The organism is Rhodococcus sp. NPDC078407 (assembly GCF_044542515.1).
Taxonomy (GTDB): domain Bacteria; phylum Actinomycetota; class Actinomycetes; order Mycobacteriales; family Mycobacteriaceae; genus Rhodococcoides.
Map to the genome: position 1 here is coordinate 187,736 of NZ_JBITUQ010000004.1, position 15,198 is coordinate 202,933.

Consider the following 15,198-nt stretch of genomic DNA (forward strand, 5'->3'; position numbering starts at 1 on the left):
AATTCCCAGAACCCGCTGCTGCAATTCGATGACTGCTAACAAGGCCGAAAGGCACTTGCAATCGACTGTTGTCGATTACAAGTGCCTTCTTCCGAATGTCGTTCGGCTACTGCTACGCCGACTTCCAGACTGCGACGACGGACGGTCGCGGCTGCGTATCGCCGCCGTCGGGCCAATGCGAGATCGGTGCGTCGGCGGTGGCGTCGTCGCTCTCGCCGGGGTGCTGCACGCACACCACGACGCGCTCGTCGGTGACGATCGGACCGCAGGTCTCGCCGCCGGCAGGAACAGTCAAGAACTGTCGGGTCTCGCCGCGCCGCTCGCCGTCGAGCACCACCGCGAACAGACCGTCGTTGGAGTCGAGGGCGTTGCCGTCGGTGGACACCCACAGGTTGCCCTTGGCGTCGAACGCCAGATTGTCGGGGCACGAGATGGGGCTGACCTGGCTCTTGTCGAAGCCGCCGAAGTAGGTGTCGGCCTCGTTCGGATCGCCGCAGACCAGCAGCAGGTTCCAGGTGAAGGACGTGCCCGCGTGGTCGTCGTCGAGCTCGAGCACCTGGCCGTTCTTGTTGGTGTTGCGGGGGTTGGCCTCGTCGGCTGCGGCCTTCCCCTCGGTGCCACGGTTGGAGTTGTTCGTCAGGGCGACGTAGACCTTGCCGGTCACCGGGTTGGGCTCGAAGTCCTCGGGACGATCCATCTTGGTTGCGCCCACCTTGTCGCCTGCCTGACGGGTGAACACCGCTACCTCTTCGGCGGACATACCGTCGACGAGGGACGTGCCGCGTCCGTCCTCGCCGGTTTCGAGCAGTGGGATCCATGTTCCGGTGCCACGGAATTCACCGTCGGACGGCAGGGTGCCGGATCCATCGATCTCGTCGGGCGTGTCGCCGGTGAGGGTGGCGACGTACAGCGTGCCCGCGTCGAGCAGTTTCAGGTTGCTGCGCATCGCGGCCGCGCCGGTGCCCGGCATCATCTTTCGGCTCGAGACGAACTTGTACATGTAGTCGAAGCGCTCGTCGTCGCCGCTGTAGGCCACCACGGTGCCGTCGTCGGTGACGTGGATCGTCGCGGCCTCGTGCTTGAACCGCCCGAGTGCGCTGTGCTTGATCGGGGTCGACTGCGGATCCCATGGGTTCACCTCGACGATGTATCCGAAGCGGTTCACCTCGTTGGGCTCCTGCGCCAGGTCGAAGCGCTTGTCGAAGCGTTCCCACTTGCGATCGCTCGCCGCACCCTCGACGCCGTAACGCGAGAGCCGCTCGGCCGCAACGGGATCGGTGACGGATTCGGCGTTGCCGAAGTACTGATTGAAGTTCTCCTCGCCGGAGAGCACGGTTCCCCACGGGGTGAGGCCCCCCGAGCAGTTGTTGAACGTGCCGAAAACCTTGGTGCCGGACGGGTCGACGCTCGTCTTCAGGAAGTTGCTGCCCGCGGCGGGGCCGGTGACGACGAACTCGGTCTTACCGGTGATGCGGCGGTTGTACTGGCCCATGGCCGGGGTCAGTTTGCCGGTGCCGGATTCGCCCTGCACCTGCACCACGGAAAGTCCGTGTGCGGCAAGGGCGACGTCGAACTGCTCGCGGGTGGGGTTCTCCGCGTCGTAGCCCTTGAACATGGCCGGTTCGGTGCTGTACTCGTGGTTGACCACCAGCAGGTGCGCGTTCGGCGTGCCCTCGATGGCCAGCAGACCCGCGAAGTCGTTGTTGAAGCCGAACTGCTTCTCCTGCGCGGCGGCGGTCTGGTTGTCGAAGTCGAATGCCGGTGCGCCTGCGACCACCGCGTCGCCCCAGCGGATGACGACGCCCTGCTCGTATCCCTCGGGGACCACGACGGCATCCTCGGTGTTGGGCTCCACCGCAACGAAATCCACACCGTCCACCGGCGGGGTGTCGGAGCCCGAGGTGGTGGAGGAGGTTCCGGTGGCGGCCGGCTCGTCGGTGGAACACGCAGCCAGCACGCTGCCCGCGCCCACGGCGAGCACGGCCATGGCCCCACCCTTGATGATGCCGCGACGAGACATCGCGGTCTTGACGATGTCGCCGAAGTACTCGCCCTTCGACGTATTGGGGATGTCGTGGAAGCACGCATCACCGCACTTGTACTTGCACGTCAGGGAAGAGCGCTTGGAGCTGCCGTCGTGAACGGCGAACAAGGGTAGTGGCTTCATGTCACGGCACGCTGTCACCCAAAAGCGAAAGTAAATGAACGTTCAGGTGAAGTCGTGGATAACGAGGCTGCCCTAACGTGCCTTCGGCAGTGGCGTGGATAAGTGCCCCGGGGGGGCACTTATCCACGCCACTGCTACAGCACTTGCGACAGAAACGCTTTCAGTCGATCGGTGTGCGGATCGTCGAACAACTGCTCCGGCGTTCCGGTTTCGACGGCGCTGCCGTGATCCATGAACAGCACCCGGTTGGACACCGATCGAGCAAAGCCCATCTCGTGGGTCACCACCACCATCGTCATGCCGCCCTTCGCGAGGTCGGCCATGAGCGCCAGCACGCCTTTGACCAACTCGGGGTCGAGGGCGGAGGTGGCCTCGTCGAAGAACATGACCTCGGGCTTCATGGCTAGAGCGCGGGCGATGGCGACGCGCTGCTGCTGTCCGCCGGAGAGGTTGCCCGGACGCGAATCCGCCTTGTCGGTCAACCCCACCAGCTCGAGTTGATCCATGGCCGCCGCGCGAGCCGCCTCCTTGGACAGGCCGAGCAACTTCTGCGGGCCGAGGGCGATGTTGTCGGCAACGCTCTTGTGCGGAAACAGATTGAACTGCTGGAACACCATGCCGATACGTTGACGCAGCTCGTCGGGATTGTCCTTCAGCACCGACTTGCCGTCGAGCAGGATGTCGCCCTGCTCCGGCTCGTGCAGTCGATTGAGGGCACGCAGCAACGTCGACTTGCCCGAGCCCGACGGACCGATCACCGTTGTCGTCGTGCCGGCCGGAACGTCGATGCTCACCCCGCGCAGCACCTTGTTGTTGCCGAAGGACAGATGAATGTCCTTACCTGAGAGCGAAACAGAAGTCATGTCAGCCTCTTTCCACGACGACGGCCTGCTCGACCGGGTCCAGCGTCTGCTCGGTCTTACCGGTGCGCAGTCGCTTGTCGATGTAGTTCACGAGATGGGTGAGCGGCACGGTCAGGACCAGGTAGAACAATCCGGCCGCGACGAGCGGTGAGAGATTTCCGGTCTGTGCGTTGAGATCTCGGCCGACGGCGAATAGCTCACGCTGGGTGGCCAGCAGTCCCAGGAAGTAGATCAGCGACGAGTCCTTAATCAGTGAGATGAACTGGTTCATCAGCGCCGGCAGGACCCGTCGGACACCCTGTGGGACGACCACCAGATTCATCGAGCGACGACGGTTGAAGCCCAGTGCCCGTGCCGCTTCCATCTGTCCGGCCTCGACGCTCTGGATGCCGGACCGGAAAATCTCACCGATGTACGCCGCCGCGAGCAGCGAGAGTGCCGCAGCGCCCAGCCAATACGGGTTGCCGCCGGTCAGGCCTTGGACCACCGGGCCGATACCGAGGCCGATGATCAGAATGATGACCACCGCGGGGAGGCCGCGGAAGATGTCGGTGTAGACGCGAGCGGGCCACCGTAGCCAGCGCGTGCGAGACAGGCCGGCCAACGCCAGCAGCATGCCGAGGACCGTACCGATGATGCCCGACGCCAACGCCAGAATCAGCGTGTTCGGCAGGCCCACCTTGAACAGGTCGGGGATGGCCGATTTGTACAGCGACCAGTCGAAGAACGTATCCCCCAGCTGCGCCAGTGTGGACTTCTGTTGAACGGCAACGGCTTCGGGCGCGTTCTCGTCGTTCTGTGCTGCTATGGCGGCGAAGTCGGGCAGCTCCGGCTCGGGAGCGGCCTTGCTACCGGGCTTGAAGCCGTCGGGCAATTCGCGCGGAACCCAGTCGGAGTAGAGGGTGGCCCACGTGCCGTCGGCGATCACCGCGTCGAGCCCGGAGTTGAGCGCGTCGATCAGCGGTTGGTTCTCGCGGGCGACGGCCCAGCCGACGAAGTTGTTCAGCGAGAACGTGTTCTGCGTGATCGCGGTGCCGTCCTCCGGCTTGACCAAGCCCTCCGCCTGCTGCGACGGGGCCACCCAGGCGTCGATCTGCCCGGTGCGCAGGTTCGCGTAGGCGGTGTTGTAGTCCGGGAACTTCACCGGATCGAGGCCGAGGGTGTTCACCACGTAGTCGTCCTGCACGGTGCCCTGCACGACGCCGATCCTGGTGCTCGCGTTCAGGTCTTCGAACCGGCTGATCGGCCCGCCGGTCTGTGCCACGAGGGAGAAGTAGCCGAAGTCGTACCCATTGGTGAATCCGACGGTGTTGCGTCGCTCGTCCGTCGTCGTGATCGAGGACGAGCCGACGTCGAAGCGGCGACCGGCAACCTGGGCGAGCAGGCCCGAGAACTCGGTACCCGAGAACTTGATCTGCAGGCCGAGCTTGTCGGCGACGGCCTTCAGCAGCTCGTTGTCGTACCCGGTGTACTGGCCGGTCGAGTCCAGGCAGATGCTCGGCGGCGCGTCGGACAGGGTGCCGACCGTCAGCACTCCCGGCGTCACCAATCCCAGGGCGTTCGTGTCCACGCGGTCCAGCGGAGTGACGTTGTCCGTCGTGTATCGGTCCTCCGTCGCGGCCGCTGCGGCAGCGTCGAAGTTCGTCGGGGTGGACGACGCGCTGTCGACGCCGGGAGGGGCACACAGGTCCGTCGGACCTGCCGCTGCCTGCTCGTCGGAGTTCGACGTGCCACACGCGGCGAGCGTCAGAGCCATCAACAGTCCGAGGACGAGAACCACGAGCGCGCGTGACGCGCGTACGGCAACCATGAACGAAACCCTAAGCGGACCAGGGCCCACTCACCCAAACGGCGTCCACGCAAGGGTTTCGCTCAACGAACTGGTGTCTACCGGTGTGCGTCCCGCCACTCGATAGCCTGGCCCAGTTCCGCCAGGTCGTACTCGGGCCCGTTGACTCCGACGGTGAACAGTGTGGCCCCGGCGTCGACGAAATCCTGGGCTGTGTCTGCACCCGGCCACGCGACCGATCGCGTGATCACCGAGACGTCGCGTCCGACGGTGGTGCCGTGCTGCGCCAGGATTTCCGACTTGTGCTTCAGCGCCTCGAGGTCCGCGAAACTGTGCCAGATGTGTGCGTATTCGGCCACCATCTTGAGCGTCTTCTTCTCGCCGCCGCCGCCGATGAGGATCGGGATGTCGCGGGTGGGTGCCGGATTGCCGACGTCGAGGCGGTTCCTGATCCTGCCGAGGCTTTCCTTCAACAGTGCCAATCGTGAACCTGCTGTGCCGAACTCGTACCCGAAGTTCTCGTAGTCCTTCTCGTTCCAGCCGGCACCGATGCCGAGGATCAACCGTCCGCCACTGATGTGGTCGACGGTACGCGCCATGTCGGCCAGCAGATCCGGGTTGCGGTAACCGCCGCCGGTGACGAGTGCACCGATCTCGACGTTCGAGGTCTGCTCGGCCCACGCGCCGAGCATGGTCCAGCACTCGAAATGCGCGCCGTCGAGGTCTCCGTAGAGGGGGTAGAAGTGATCCCAGTTGAAGACGATGTCGACGCCCGCGTCCTCCGAGCGCAACACCGCGTCGCGGATCAGTTGATAGTCGGGAGCGTGCTGGGGTTGAAGCTGAACACCGATCTTGACGGTCATGTACGTCTCCTCGTCGTGTGGGCTGCGTCTCCCATGATGCACCCGAATGTGCTCAGCCGATGCGGACGCCGCTTTCGGCCATCATCGCGCGGAGAACGAACGCGGCCTCGGAGCCGACGATCTCGCCGACGAGGGTGATGTAGCGGTCGACGAATGCACCGCCGTGCTGCGGCTCGTCCTCGTCACCGAAGTGGTGCGCGAGCTCGTGCAGCACCACCAGTTCCCGCAGCGCCCAGGCAGTGTTGCCCCGATGGAGGGGGACGGCGATGGTGGCCGTGTCGCGCTCGTAGTGGGCAGCGCCCGATCCGGACCGAGCACGCACGATGATCCGGCGTCCGGCGTCGGGCCAGGTGGCCGCGACCCAACCGAGCGCCAAGACTGCATCGACGTATGCCTGCACCGAATCCAGTGACGCGAATTTTCGCTCGATCGGCAACGTGATCTGCGAGCCCATCACCTGCACCATGCGCAGGCCCCGCTCCTCGGCACGGTCGAACATGGTGCGGACCAGTTGTTCTGCGTCGTACACCTTCGAGCGCTGGATGTCCTTGGCGGCCACGGTGAGAGCCTAGGCGAGAACTGCTGCGCGCTCCTCTATCGATAACCTCGGCTCCGGACGCCGGTGCAGCCAGGGTGGTATATATTGCAACTCGTGCATATGACGGTTGCTCGGTGGCCGTCCAACGAAGGGGAGTGCTGTACATGTTCGGACCGTTTCTCGCGAAAGCAGCGTCGACTGTGGTGACCGGCGTCGTGGGTGTCGCCGCCTACAACGGAGTCAAGGGCCTCGTCGAGCGTGCGCCGCTGCGTGACGCCGCAGTCGGTGTGACCTCGCTGTCCATCAAGGGCATGCGCAAGGCCGAGCAGCGGGCCGAGTCGGCACGCTTGGCCGCGGCCGACATCATCGCCGAGGCGAAAGAGAAGAACGGCGAGCAGGCCACTCCCCCGGTGCAGTCCGCACCCCACGACCACGACCACTGATGGCGGAACACTCCGCCGCTGATCTGCTCGAGCCGCCGACGGTCGGTGCGGTGCTCGCAGTCGGTACCGAGTCCGCCAGGACGAGCGTCACCGTGCGCTCCGACGCTGCGGGACGTATGCGCCTGATCGTGCCGGCATTGACGGGCAGCGTCGCCCGCGCAGTGGCGGTCGAAGATCTGTTGACCGCGATTCCCGGTGTGCGAGCGGCGCATGCGTATCCCCGGACAGCGAGTGTCGTGATCTGGTACTCCCGCGAGCGCGTGGACCACGACACCCTGTTCGACGCCGTCGAACGCGGCTCGTCGGTGTCGCTCTCGGCAACAGTCGATCGCATTCCGCATTCCGCGGAGGTCAGCAGCGGAGACGTCATCAGGATGGCGGTCGGCGGAACTGCATTGCTGCTCTTGGGTATTCGACGCTACGGATTTTCTCGCCCTCCGATGCTCGGCCCCACCAGCCGCGTCGTTGCCAGTGGCGTCACGATCTTCACCGGGTATCCGTTCCTGAAGGGGGCGTTGCGATCGCTGAGCGGACGCAAGGCCGCCGGAACGGATGCACTCGTCTCCGCCGCCACCATCGCCAGCTTGTTGTTGCGCGAGAACGTCGTTGCGTTGACCGTACTGTGGCTGCTGAACATCGGTGAGTACCTGCAGGATCTGACGCTGCGTCGTACTCGACGCGCGATCTCCGCCCTCCTCGCCGGTAGTCAGGACACCGCGTGGGTACGCGGACCCGAAGGTGTGGAGATGTCGGTGGACATCACCTCGCTGGTCGTCGGCGACGAGGTCGTGGTGCACGAGCAGGTGGCGATTCCCGTCGACGGCATCATCTGCGACGGCGAGGCCGTAGTGGACCAAGCCGCCATCACCGGCGAGAACCTGCCGGTCACGTTGAACGTGGGCGATCGTGCCTACGCGGGATCGGTGGTGGTACGTGGACGAATCGTGATACGCGCCAACGCCGTCGGGCACGAAACCGCCCTGGGCCGCATCATCGCTCGCGTCGAGGAGGCGCAGGAGGATCGTGGTCGTATCCAGACGGTCGGCGACAACTTCTCCCGGCGGTTCGTGCCGGCGTCGTTCGCGCTGTCACTGCTCACGCTCGTGGTAACCCGCGATGTTCGGCGGGCCATGACGATGCTGTTGGTCGCCTGCCCCTGCGCCGTCGGATTGTCCACTCCCACAGCCATCAGTGCTGCGATCGGCAACGGCGCACGCCGAGGCATGCTGATCAAGGGCGGATCGCACCTCGAGCAGGCCGGACGTGTGGACGCCATCGTGTTCGACAAAACCGGAACCCTGACGGTGGGACGACCGGTCGTCACCAATGTCGTGTCTTTCCACGACGATTGGGATCTGGAGAAGGTTCTCGCCTACGCGGCCAGTTCCGAGATCCATTCTCGACATCCGCTCGCCGCCGCGTTGATTCGCAGTACCCGCGAGCGTCACATCGAGATACCGGCGCACGAGCAGTGCGAGGTGGTCGTGGGAATGGGAATGCGGACCCTCGCCGGGGATCGCACCCTGCTGCTCGGCAGCCAACCGTTGCTCGCATCGGAGAACGTCGAGTTGTCCACCGACGCCCTGGAGTGGGTGGATCGACTGCAGCGCAAGGCCGAGACTCCGCTGCTGCTCGCGGTGGACGGTGTGCTCGTCGGGTTGGTCAGTCTGCGTGACGAGGTGCGACCGGAATCGAGGAAGGTGCTCGATGCCCTTCGGTCGTCGGGCGTCCGCAAGATCGTCATGCTCACCGGTGATCACCCCAAAACGGCCGCCGCCGTGGCGGACGAACTGGGTATCGACGACTGGCACGCGGAAGTCTTGCCGGACGACAAGTTGGCGATGGTGAAGCGGTTACAGGACCAGGGCCACATCGTGGCGATGGTCGGCGACGGAATCAACGACGCCCCGGCTCTCGCCGCGGCCGACATCGGTATCGCGATGGGTATCGCGGGTACCGACGTGGCCGTCGAAACGGCGGATGTCGCACTCTCGGGCGACGAGCTGGGTCGATTGCTCGACCTTCGCGAACTCGGCGGCCATTCGCTCGACGTCATCAAGCAGAACTACGCGATGTCGATCGCCGTGAATGCGATCGGTCTGCTGGTCGGTGCCGGCGGCGCTCTGTCGCCGGTGTTGGCAGCCGTGCTGCACAACGCGTCGTCGGTTGCGGTGGTCGCGAACAGCGCCCGCTTGATCCGCTATCGGCTGGACTAGTCACTCGCTTTCGAGGCGCCGGCATCTACTTCGGGTGTCGGTGCCTCGAAACGCTTTTCAGGTGATCCGGTCTTCCGCGCACGCCCCGAGGTGGCGCTGGCGAGCGAGATCGCGAGTACGGCGAGCGCGACCAATGAGCTGAGCGGTGCCAGGACCACCCACGGCGCGCGTTCGACCGACGCGACACCGTCGGACAGGATCAGCCCCCAGTCCGGAGTCGGCGGTTGCGGGCCCAGGCCCAGGAAGCCCAACGCGGCCAGGGCCAATGCCACACCCGGGAGTCGAAGCACCGCATGACGCAGCACTGCGGGCACAACGCTCGGCACGATCGACCCGAACAGAATGCGGGCTTCACTCGCGCCGAGAGTCGGCAGGATGGCGATGTACGGACGCGCCCGAGCCTCGTCCACGAGCGCGGCAGTGTGCGCCGCGAGCGGTGCCCACGTGACCAGGAGAATCGCCACCGCAGCTCCGCCCGCGCTCGGACCCCACACGGCCGCGATCAGAATGCCGGTCACCACCGGAGGTGCGGCGTTCGAGACCTCGATGAGCCCGCGAGAGGCCCGGGGAATCAAACCGAAGGCCAGACCGACGACGAAGCAACCGAGTGTCACCGCAAGCGACAAGCTGATCGTGGAGACGGCACCCTCGGAGACCCGCGCGAGCAGATCGCGGCCCGATGCGTCTGTGCCGAAAGGGAATTCGGTCGACGGTGGAGCGAACTTCTGCGGTGTCGCGAAGAACGGATCACGTCCCAGTCCGGCGAGCACCATGATCACCAGCGCGGAGGCGGCAGCGATCGGAATCACCCACCGCCGCGGCGACGGGGCGAACACACCGGACGGGATGGGCATCGATCCGCCGCGGAGCGCGCTTCCGAGCATGGCTCGTCGTAGAACTTCCGCGGCAATTCCGAGCACGGCACTGATCGCGAGCAGCAACAGCACGTCGACCTGCAACCCGGGGAGGTTCTGCGATTGCGCATCGCCGAGCGTGGTGCGGCCCAATCCCGGAATGGCGAACACCTTCTCCACTGCAACCGCTCCGCCGGTCATTGCGACCATGACCAGCCCGACCTGCGAGGTCAGGCCCGGTAGGGCCCTGCGCAGAACAGCTACCGCGATCTGTCGGCGGGAGAACCCGGCGACGGTCCAGGTGGTGACCCACCCTTCGGTGAAGGTGACGGCGACCGCGTCGGCCAGCAGTCGTCCGATGAGCCCGCCGGCGGGGAGTCCGAGTGCGAGGGCCGGGAGCACCACGTACTCCGGTCCGCTCCAGCCGTACGCGGGAAACGACAGCCACACCGCGCCGATGACCACGAGTAACGACGCCAGCAGGAACTCGGGAAGCGAGGTCAACGTCGCTGCTCCGGCCCCGGCCGTTCGGCGCGGCTTACCGCGCAGACCTGCTCGCAGAGAGGGGAATACGACGATCGTGGCCACGACGAGGGCCACCACTATGGCGCACCCCATCAAGGTCAGCGAGACGCCGAGTGCGTCGAGGGCACCGGGCAGGACCGGCCGTCCCGTGTTCCACGAATTGCCGAAATCACCCTGCAGCAGTCCGGTGAACCAGTTCCAGAACATCCGAACCGGTCCCACGTCCAGCCCGAGGTCCTGACGAATGGCGTCGAGAGCCTCCTCGGTCGCTTCCTGCTCGGCGGATCGTGCTCGCAAAATGCTCAGTGCGGGATCGCGAGCGGAGAGCCACGGCAGCATTCCGAGGATGACCACGACCCCGAGAACCGAGGCGATTCGCGAGGCGGCGACGATCCAGGTTCCCTTCTTCACGGTGTCATTCGATGCTGGTATCGGCGGTGATCAACGCACGCTCGCGGGGGTCGCGGGCGACATCGGCGACCGAGTTCGATTCGCCCTGGATGACGCGTTCGTGCAGCATGGGAACGGCAGCATCCGCTTCGAGGATGAGCCGCTCGGCCTCGAGGATCGCGGCGCGTCGTTCGGCACCGGGATCGGTGGCCGACGCGGTGGCCAGAGCGTCGTCGACCGCGGGATCGCAGAACTGCGAGATGTTGAACGATCCCTCGCATGCGAAGTCGGAGTACATGTACGCGACGGGGTCGCCGGAGTCGAGAACGGTCGCCCGCGAAAGGATGAATGCATCGAATCGGCCCTCGACGGCGTCGGTCTCGATGAACTGGTATTCCCGTACGACCTGCTCGACGATGAACCCCTTCGCCTCGAGCTCCTGCTGCAACAGCACGGCCACCTCGGGAAGCTCGGCGCGGTCGGTGAACGTCGCCAGTGTGATGCGCTTTCCGGCGGCGTCGCCGGCCGGCGTCTCGGTGCGATCCGGTCGGTCGGCCGCCCACGGAAGTGCCGGGCCCAGAAGGCCGTTGGCAGCATCCGCCCGTCCCTCGTAGACCTGCTCGACCAGACGGTCCTTGTCGACGGATTCGCGGGCTGCGGCACGCATCGCCGGATCTGCGAAGACGCCGTTCGCGGTGTTCAGGTAGAGCGTGTTGGTACGCGGCATCGGAACCTCGTGAATCAGGTCCTCCTCGACCTGCGCGGCCTGCGACACGGGCACGGCTTCGACGACGTCGGCCGTGCCGTTCCGCAACGCTGCTGCTCGGGCGGTGCCGTCGGGAACGAAGTCGACGTCGAATCCGGCGAGCTGGGCAGGGTCGCCCCAGTAGTCGTCGTTGCGGTCGAGCGATGCGCTCGAGGTTCCCTGAACATCGGTGAGGACGAACGGCCCGGTGCCGTGTCCGATGGGATCGACCGGTCCGTCGCCCTCGTATGCCGCCGGGGCGAGGATGGAGAGCTGAGGACTCGAAAGACGTTGCGGTACCAGCGGATCGGACAGTTCGGTCGCCACGGTCACGGTGTCCTCGTCGACGGCCGAGACGGTCATCTCGACGCCGTCGAGGATGCGCGGTTTGGGTGCGGCCTGCGTCGCGGCCGTCAGCGCGGTCACCACCGCGTCGGCGTTCAGCGGTGTTCCGTCGTGAAATCTCACGTCGGGACGAAGGTCGAAGCTCCACGTCAGGTCGTCGACTCGGTTCCACTCGGTGGCCAACGCCGGCAGTGCTTCGCCGAGGTCGTCGAGCTGAACCAGCGTCTCCGCCGTGGACCAGCGGGAGAGCTTGAATGCGTCGTCGCTGAATTGAGACAGAGCCGAACGCGGTGGTTGCAGCATGGCCACCCGGGCCCGGTCATCGCCTCCCTCGTTGGTCGACGAGGAGAAGCAACTGGTCAGGGCCAGCACGCCGACGGCCCCGACCGCTCCAGCCTTCAGCGCGCGAATACTGTTGGTGCTCATGCAATCTCCTGTGAATCAATAGTTCGTTGGTGTGGAAGTCGGGGCACGGCATCGAGAAGGTCGCGCGTGTGTCGATGCTGCGGATCGGTGAGGACCGAAGCGACGGAGCCGGTTTCGACGATTCGGCCGTCGCACAGGACGAATACCTCGCGGCACGATCGCGCGACCACCGACAGGTCGTGCGAGACGATGAGCAGGGCGGTGGACGTTCGGTCGCACAACTCGTCGAGAACATCGAGTACCTGCTCACGCAGATCGAGATCCAGTCCGCTGACCGGTTCGTCGGCCAACAGGTACTCGGGTTCGCACGCCACTGCTCGCGCGATCGCCACGCGCTGGTTCTGTCCGCCCGAGAGTTCCGCCGGCCGGCGCGCGAGGTAGCGATCGTCCATTCCCACCGCGGCCAACGCTTTCGTGGCGAGTGCCACATGGTCTCCCTCGGCGCCGAGTAGGCGCAACGGCGTTGCGACGAGATCGAGAACGGAGCGCCGCGGATCGAGAGACGTCGCAGGATCCTGGGGGATGTACTGCACCCGTTTACGGAACCACCGCATCGCCTTGGCCTTGACAGGGACCACGGCGGTGCCGTCGAGCGTGACGGCACCCGAATCCACGCGATCGAGCGCCAGCAGCAATCGCAGCAGGGTGGTCTTGCCGGAACCGGATTCTCCGACGAGGGCCGTTCTGGTGTTCGGCAGCACCTCGAGACTCACGTTCTCGAGGGCGGTGTGACTGGTACCGCGGCGCTCGAACCGGCGCGTCACCGCAGCGGCGGCCAGGCTCATCGGACGCGGCTTCCCGGTAGGTTCGCCATCGGATCGGCTGCCTGCGCCTGGGCGATCAGAGATTCGGTCAGTCTCGCGCGCGGATTCTCGAGCACCTCGGACGTCGACCCCTGCTCGACGATTTCCCCGCGGTCCATGACGATCAACCGAGTGCACAGTTGGGCCGCGACGGCAACATCGTGGGTGATGAAGAGCAGAGCACTGTCGACGGCTCGCAGAGCGGTCAGCACCCGCGCCTGGGTGACGACGTCGAGCGCTGTGGTGGGCTCGTCGGCCACGAGCAATGGGCTGCGGCAGGCGATCGCGAGCGCGATGCACACTCGTTGACGCTGACCACCCGAGAGCTCGAGCGGGTAGGAGGCGAGGATCCGTGCCGGGTCGGAGAACCCCACCTGTTCCAGCAGCTCGGCGGTGTCGGACGTGCTCGCGCGGGCCGGGGCGCTCAGCTGCTTTCCGACGGTGACCATCGGGTTCAGCGCCGTCGCCGACTGCTGGAAGATCATTGCCGGTCGGGCACCGCAGTGCCGTCGGGGAGTCGGCAGGCCGGCGACGTCATGCCCATCGACGGTGATCGTTCCCGTGGAGGTGATGCCGGGAGGGAGATGGCCGATGATCGCGGCGGCCGTCAACGACTTCCCCGACCCCGAGGATCCGAGCAGTCCGACGCGTTCGCCCTCCGATACCTCGAACGAGACGTCCGTGACGACGCTGTTTCGGCGCGCGTCGATGCACAGGCCCTCGACGACGAGCATGGGTCTCCCTGGATGAATGATCACTAGCGTTGACGACACTGATTGCGACAATCGTTGTCGATTGACTCTAGGGCGCACTCGGCGGGTATACAAATCGGTGCGGGTCATCGACGGAGTAGACAAAGGAGGGCGGAAGAGATGAGGGCGAAGACCGACAGATCGCCGACGCGATGGCGGTGGTCGTTTCTCGTCGATCTGCGTCGAGCCACCCCCACCGTCCGACTGCTCGTGCTCACTCAAATGACCTTCAACATCGGCTTTTTCATGGTCTTGCCGTACCTGTCGGTGCATCTGACGAGCGACCTCGGACTCGGGGCCGCGCTCGTGGGAGTGGTGCTCGGCATCAGAACGTTCTCGCAGCAGGGGCTGTTCTTCGTCGGTGGCACTCTCGCCGATCGGTGGGGCATCAAGCCGGTCGTTCTCGTCGGGTGCGTGCTGCGGGTCGCGGGATTTGTGGGCCTTGCTTTCGCCGACTCGCTCACGGCCGTGCTGATCGCCACGGTGATGGTCGGCTTCGCAGCCGCATTGTTCTCTCCTGCAGTGGAATCCGCAGTAGCGATCGAGGCGGGTAAGAGCGAGCGCAACGACGGTGCGACGCGGGTCGAGACGTTCGCATTGCTCTCGGTGTGCAGTCAGATCGGCTCGTTCACCGGCCCGCTGGTGGGCTCGCTACTGCTCCTCGTCGACTTCCGCGTCGCGTGCCTGGTGGCGGCCGGCATATTCGTTCTGGTCATCGCGGCGCACATTCGGTGGTTGCCGCGCGAACGCGGTGAGCATCGCGACGATCCCTGGCTGTCGGGTTGGACCGACGTGGTGCGCAACCGAACCTTCGTGCTGTTCGCGGTCGCGATGAGCGCACAGCTGGTGGCCTACAACCAGCTGTACCTGCTGCTGCCGCTCGAGGTCGAACGGGCGTGGGGATCGCAGACGGTGCTGGGCTGGTTCTTCGCTATTTCGGCCGTACTCGTGGTCTCGACGCAGCTGCCGATCACTCGACGCGTCGCTGGGACATCACCTCGGGTGACGCTGCCCATCGGATTCGCCGTCATGGCAGCATCTTTCGTCCTGGTCGCGATATTCAGTCCCTTGGAATTGAACGGTCTGGTCGGGCTGATCCCGGCTGCGCTCTTCGTGCTGCTCCTTGCCCTCGGACAGATGATCGCCATGCCTCAAGCCCGAGACCTGGTGCCGCGCATGGCCGCCGAACGCCGACTGGGTTCGTACTACGGATTCATGGCCTCACTCGGCGGCATCGGCGTACTCATCGGATCGATCGCAGTCGGTGCCGTGATCGACGCGTCCCCCGAGACCGGCTGGGGTGCGGCTGTCCCCTGGCTGGTCGCGGCCCTGTTCCCGATCGCCAGTGTCATCGGACTTCGGGTGGTCTTGGCGCGCCTCGACTGAGCGCTCCGCCCCGTTCGCCCCCAATCCCCCGCCCGCCCCCAATTCCCCGCCCGCCCCCAGTCCCCCGTTCGCCGACCCAGCCCCCCGCAAACG

The 15,198-nt window shown here is 65.7% G+C and carries 12 protein-coding genes; 3 read left to right on the forward strand and 9 right to left on the reverse strand.

All coding sequences use genetic code 11. The features are described from left to right. Positions 1-112: 112 nt before the first annotated feature. The 5 genes from ACIGGF_RS06710 to ACIGGF_RS06730 all read right to left on the reverse strand — a co-directional run bounded on the left by ACIGGF_RS06710 (position 113) and on the right by ACIGGF_RS06730 (position 6,241). A complete protein-coding gene (locus ACIGGF_RS06710) occupies positions 113-2,167 on the reverse strand; it encodes a PhoX family protein (RefSeq protein ID WP_397520607.1) in 2,055 nt (684 codons plus the stop codon). A gap of 134 nt (positions 2,168-2,301) precedes the next feature. Further along, the gene (locus ACIGGF_RS06715; RefSeq protein WP_397520608.1) at positions 2,302-3,030 is read right to left on the reverse strand and encodes an amino acid ABC transporter ATP-binding protein; all 729 of its coding nucleotides are present in this window, start codon (positions 3,028-3,030) and stop codon (positions 2,302-2,304) included. A gap of 1 nt (position 3,031) precedes the next feature. Continuing rightward, entirely contained in the window at positions 3,032-4,840 is a 1,809-nt protein-coding gene (locus ACIGGF_RS06720) for an ABC transporter substrate-binding protein/permease (protein WP_397520609.1), read from the reverse strand. 77 nt (positions 4,841-4,917) lie between these two features. After that, positions 4,918-5,682 (reverse strand): LLM class F420-dependent oxidoreductase, encoded by a 765-nt coding sequence (locus ACIGGF_RS06725; RefSeq protein ID WP_397520610.1) that lies wholly within the window; start codon positions 5,680-5,682, stop codon positions 4,918-4,920. A 52-nt stretch (positions 5,683-5,734) separates the two neighbouring features. Beyond that, positions 5,735-6,241: a TIGR04338 family metallohydrolase gene (locus ACIGGF_RS06730; RefSeq protein ID WP_397520611.1), complete on the reverse strand. Its 507-nt coding sequence runs from the start codon at positions 6,239-6,241 to the stop codon at positions 5,735-5,737. 143 nt (positions 6,242-6,384) lie between these two features. On the opposite strand from ACIGGF_RS06730, the gene ACIGGF_RS06735 reads away from it, so the two are divergent. Next, positions 6,385-6,663, forward strand: a complete 279-nt coding sequence (locus tag ACIGGF_RS06735) for a DUF1490 family protein (protein WP_397520709.1) — start codon at positions 6,385-6,387, stop codon at positions 6,661-6,663. Positions 6,664-6,779: 116 nt separating this feature from the next. Next, complete coding sequence (locus ACIGGF_RS06740; protein WP_397520710.1) at positions 6,780-8,879, forward strand: heavy metal translocating P-type ATPase; 2,100 nt, start codon at positions 6,780-6,782, stop codon at positions 8,877-8,879. On the opposite strand, the gene ACIGGF_RS06745 is transcribed toward ACIGGF_RS06740, so the two are convergent. From ACIGGF_RS06745 to ACIGGF_RS06760, 4 genes are read right to left on the reverse strand one after another with little or no spacing between them, the layout of a single operon-like run. Then, entirely contained in the window at positions 8,876-10,669 is a 1,794-nt protein-coding gene (locus tag ACIGGF_RS06745) for an ABC transporter permease subunit (RefSeq protein ID WP_397520612.1), read from the reverse strand. The genes ACIGGF_RS06740 and ACIGGF_RS06745 overlap by 4 nt on opposite strands. A gap of 4 nt (positions 10,670-10,673) precedes the next feature. Further along, positions 10,674-12,164 (reverse strand): ABC transporter substrate-binding protein, encoded by a 1,491-nt coding sequence (locus ACIGGF_RS06750; protein ID WP_397520613.1) that lies wholly within the window; start codon positions 12,162-12,164, stop codon positions 10,674-10,676. Continuing rightward, positions 12,161-12,949, reverse strand: coding sequence for an ABC transporter ATP-binding protein (locus ACIGGF_RS06755; RefSeq protein ID WP_397520614.1), 789 nt, complete (start codon positions 12,947-12,949; stop codon positions 12,161-12,163). Before ACIGGF_RS06755 ends, ACIGGF_RS06750 begins: the two co-directional genes overlap by 4 nt. Further along, positions 12,946-13,701: an ATP-binding cassette domain-containing protein gene (locus tag ACIGGF_RS06760; RefSeq protein WP_397520615.1), complete on the reverse strand. Its 756-nt coding sequence runs from the start codon at positions 13,699-13,701 to the stop codon at positions 12,946-12,948. The genes ACIGGF_RS06755 and ACIGGF_RS06760 overlap by 4 nt, the downstream gene beginning before the upstream one ends. A 138-nt stretch (positions 13,702-13,839) precedes the next feature. Between ACIGGF_RS06760 and ACIGGF_RS06765 the strand changes: the two genes are divergently transcribed. Next, on the forward strand, positions 13,840-15,105 hold the full coding sequence (locus ACIGGF_RS06765) for an MDR family MFS transporter (RefSeq protein WP_397520616.1): 1,266 nt from the start codon (positions 13,840-13,842) through the stop codon (positions 15,103-15,105). The last annotated feature ends 93 nt before the right edge of the window (positions 15,106-15,198 follow it).

Excerpts from the sequence above, each read along its gene's own strand:
- ACIGGF_RS06710 (WP_397520607.1), bottom strand. The coding sequence starts at position 2,167 with ATGAAGCCACTACCCTTGTTCGCCGTTCACGACGGCAGCTCCAAGCGC.
- ACIGGF_RS06715 (WP_397520608.1), bottom strand. The coding sequence starts at position 3,030 with ATGACTTCTGTTTCGCTCTCAGGTAAGGACATTCATCTGTCCTTCGGC.
- ACIGGF_RS06720 (WP_397520609.1), bottom strand. The coding sequence starts at position 4,840 with ATGGTTGCCGTACGCGCGTCACGCGCGCTCGTGGTTCTCGTCCTCGGA.
- ACIGGF_RS06725 (WP_397520610.1), bottom strand. The coding sequence starts at position 5,682 with ATGACCGTCAAGATCGGTGTTCAGCTTCAACCCCAGCACGCTCCCGAC.
- ACIGGF_RS06735 (WP_397520709.1), top strand. The coding sequence starts at position 6,385 with ATGTTCGGACCGTTTCTCGCGAAAGCAGCGTCGACTGTGGTGACCGGC.
- ACIGGF_RS06740 (WP_397520710.1), top strand. The coding sequence starts at position 6,780 with ATGCGCCTGATCGTGCCGGCATTGACGGGCAGCGTCGCCCGCGCAGTG.
- ACIGGF_RS06750 (WP_397520613.1), bottom strand. The coding sequence starts at position 12,164 with ATGAGCACCAACAGTATTCGCGCGCTGAAGGCTGGAGCGGTCGGGGCC.
- ACIGGF_RS06755 (WP_397520614.1), bottom strand. The coding sequence starts at position 12,949 with ATGAGCCTGGCCGCCGCTGCGGTGACGCGCCGGTTCGAGCGCCGCGGT.
- ACIGGF_RS06760 (WP_397520615.1), bottom strand. The coding sequence starts at position 13,701 with ATGCTCGTCGTCGAGGGCCTGTGCATCGACGCGCGCCGAAACAGCGTC.
- ACIGGF_RS06765 (WP_397520616.1), top strand. The coding sequence starts at position 13,840 with ATGAGGGCGAAGACCGACAGATCGCCGACGCGATGGCGGTGGTCGTTT.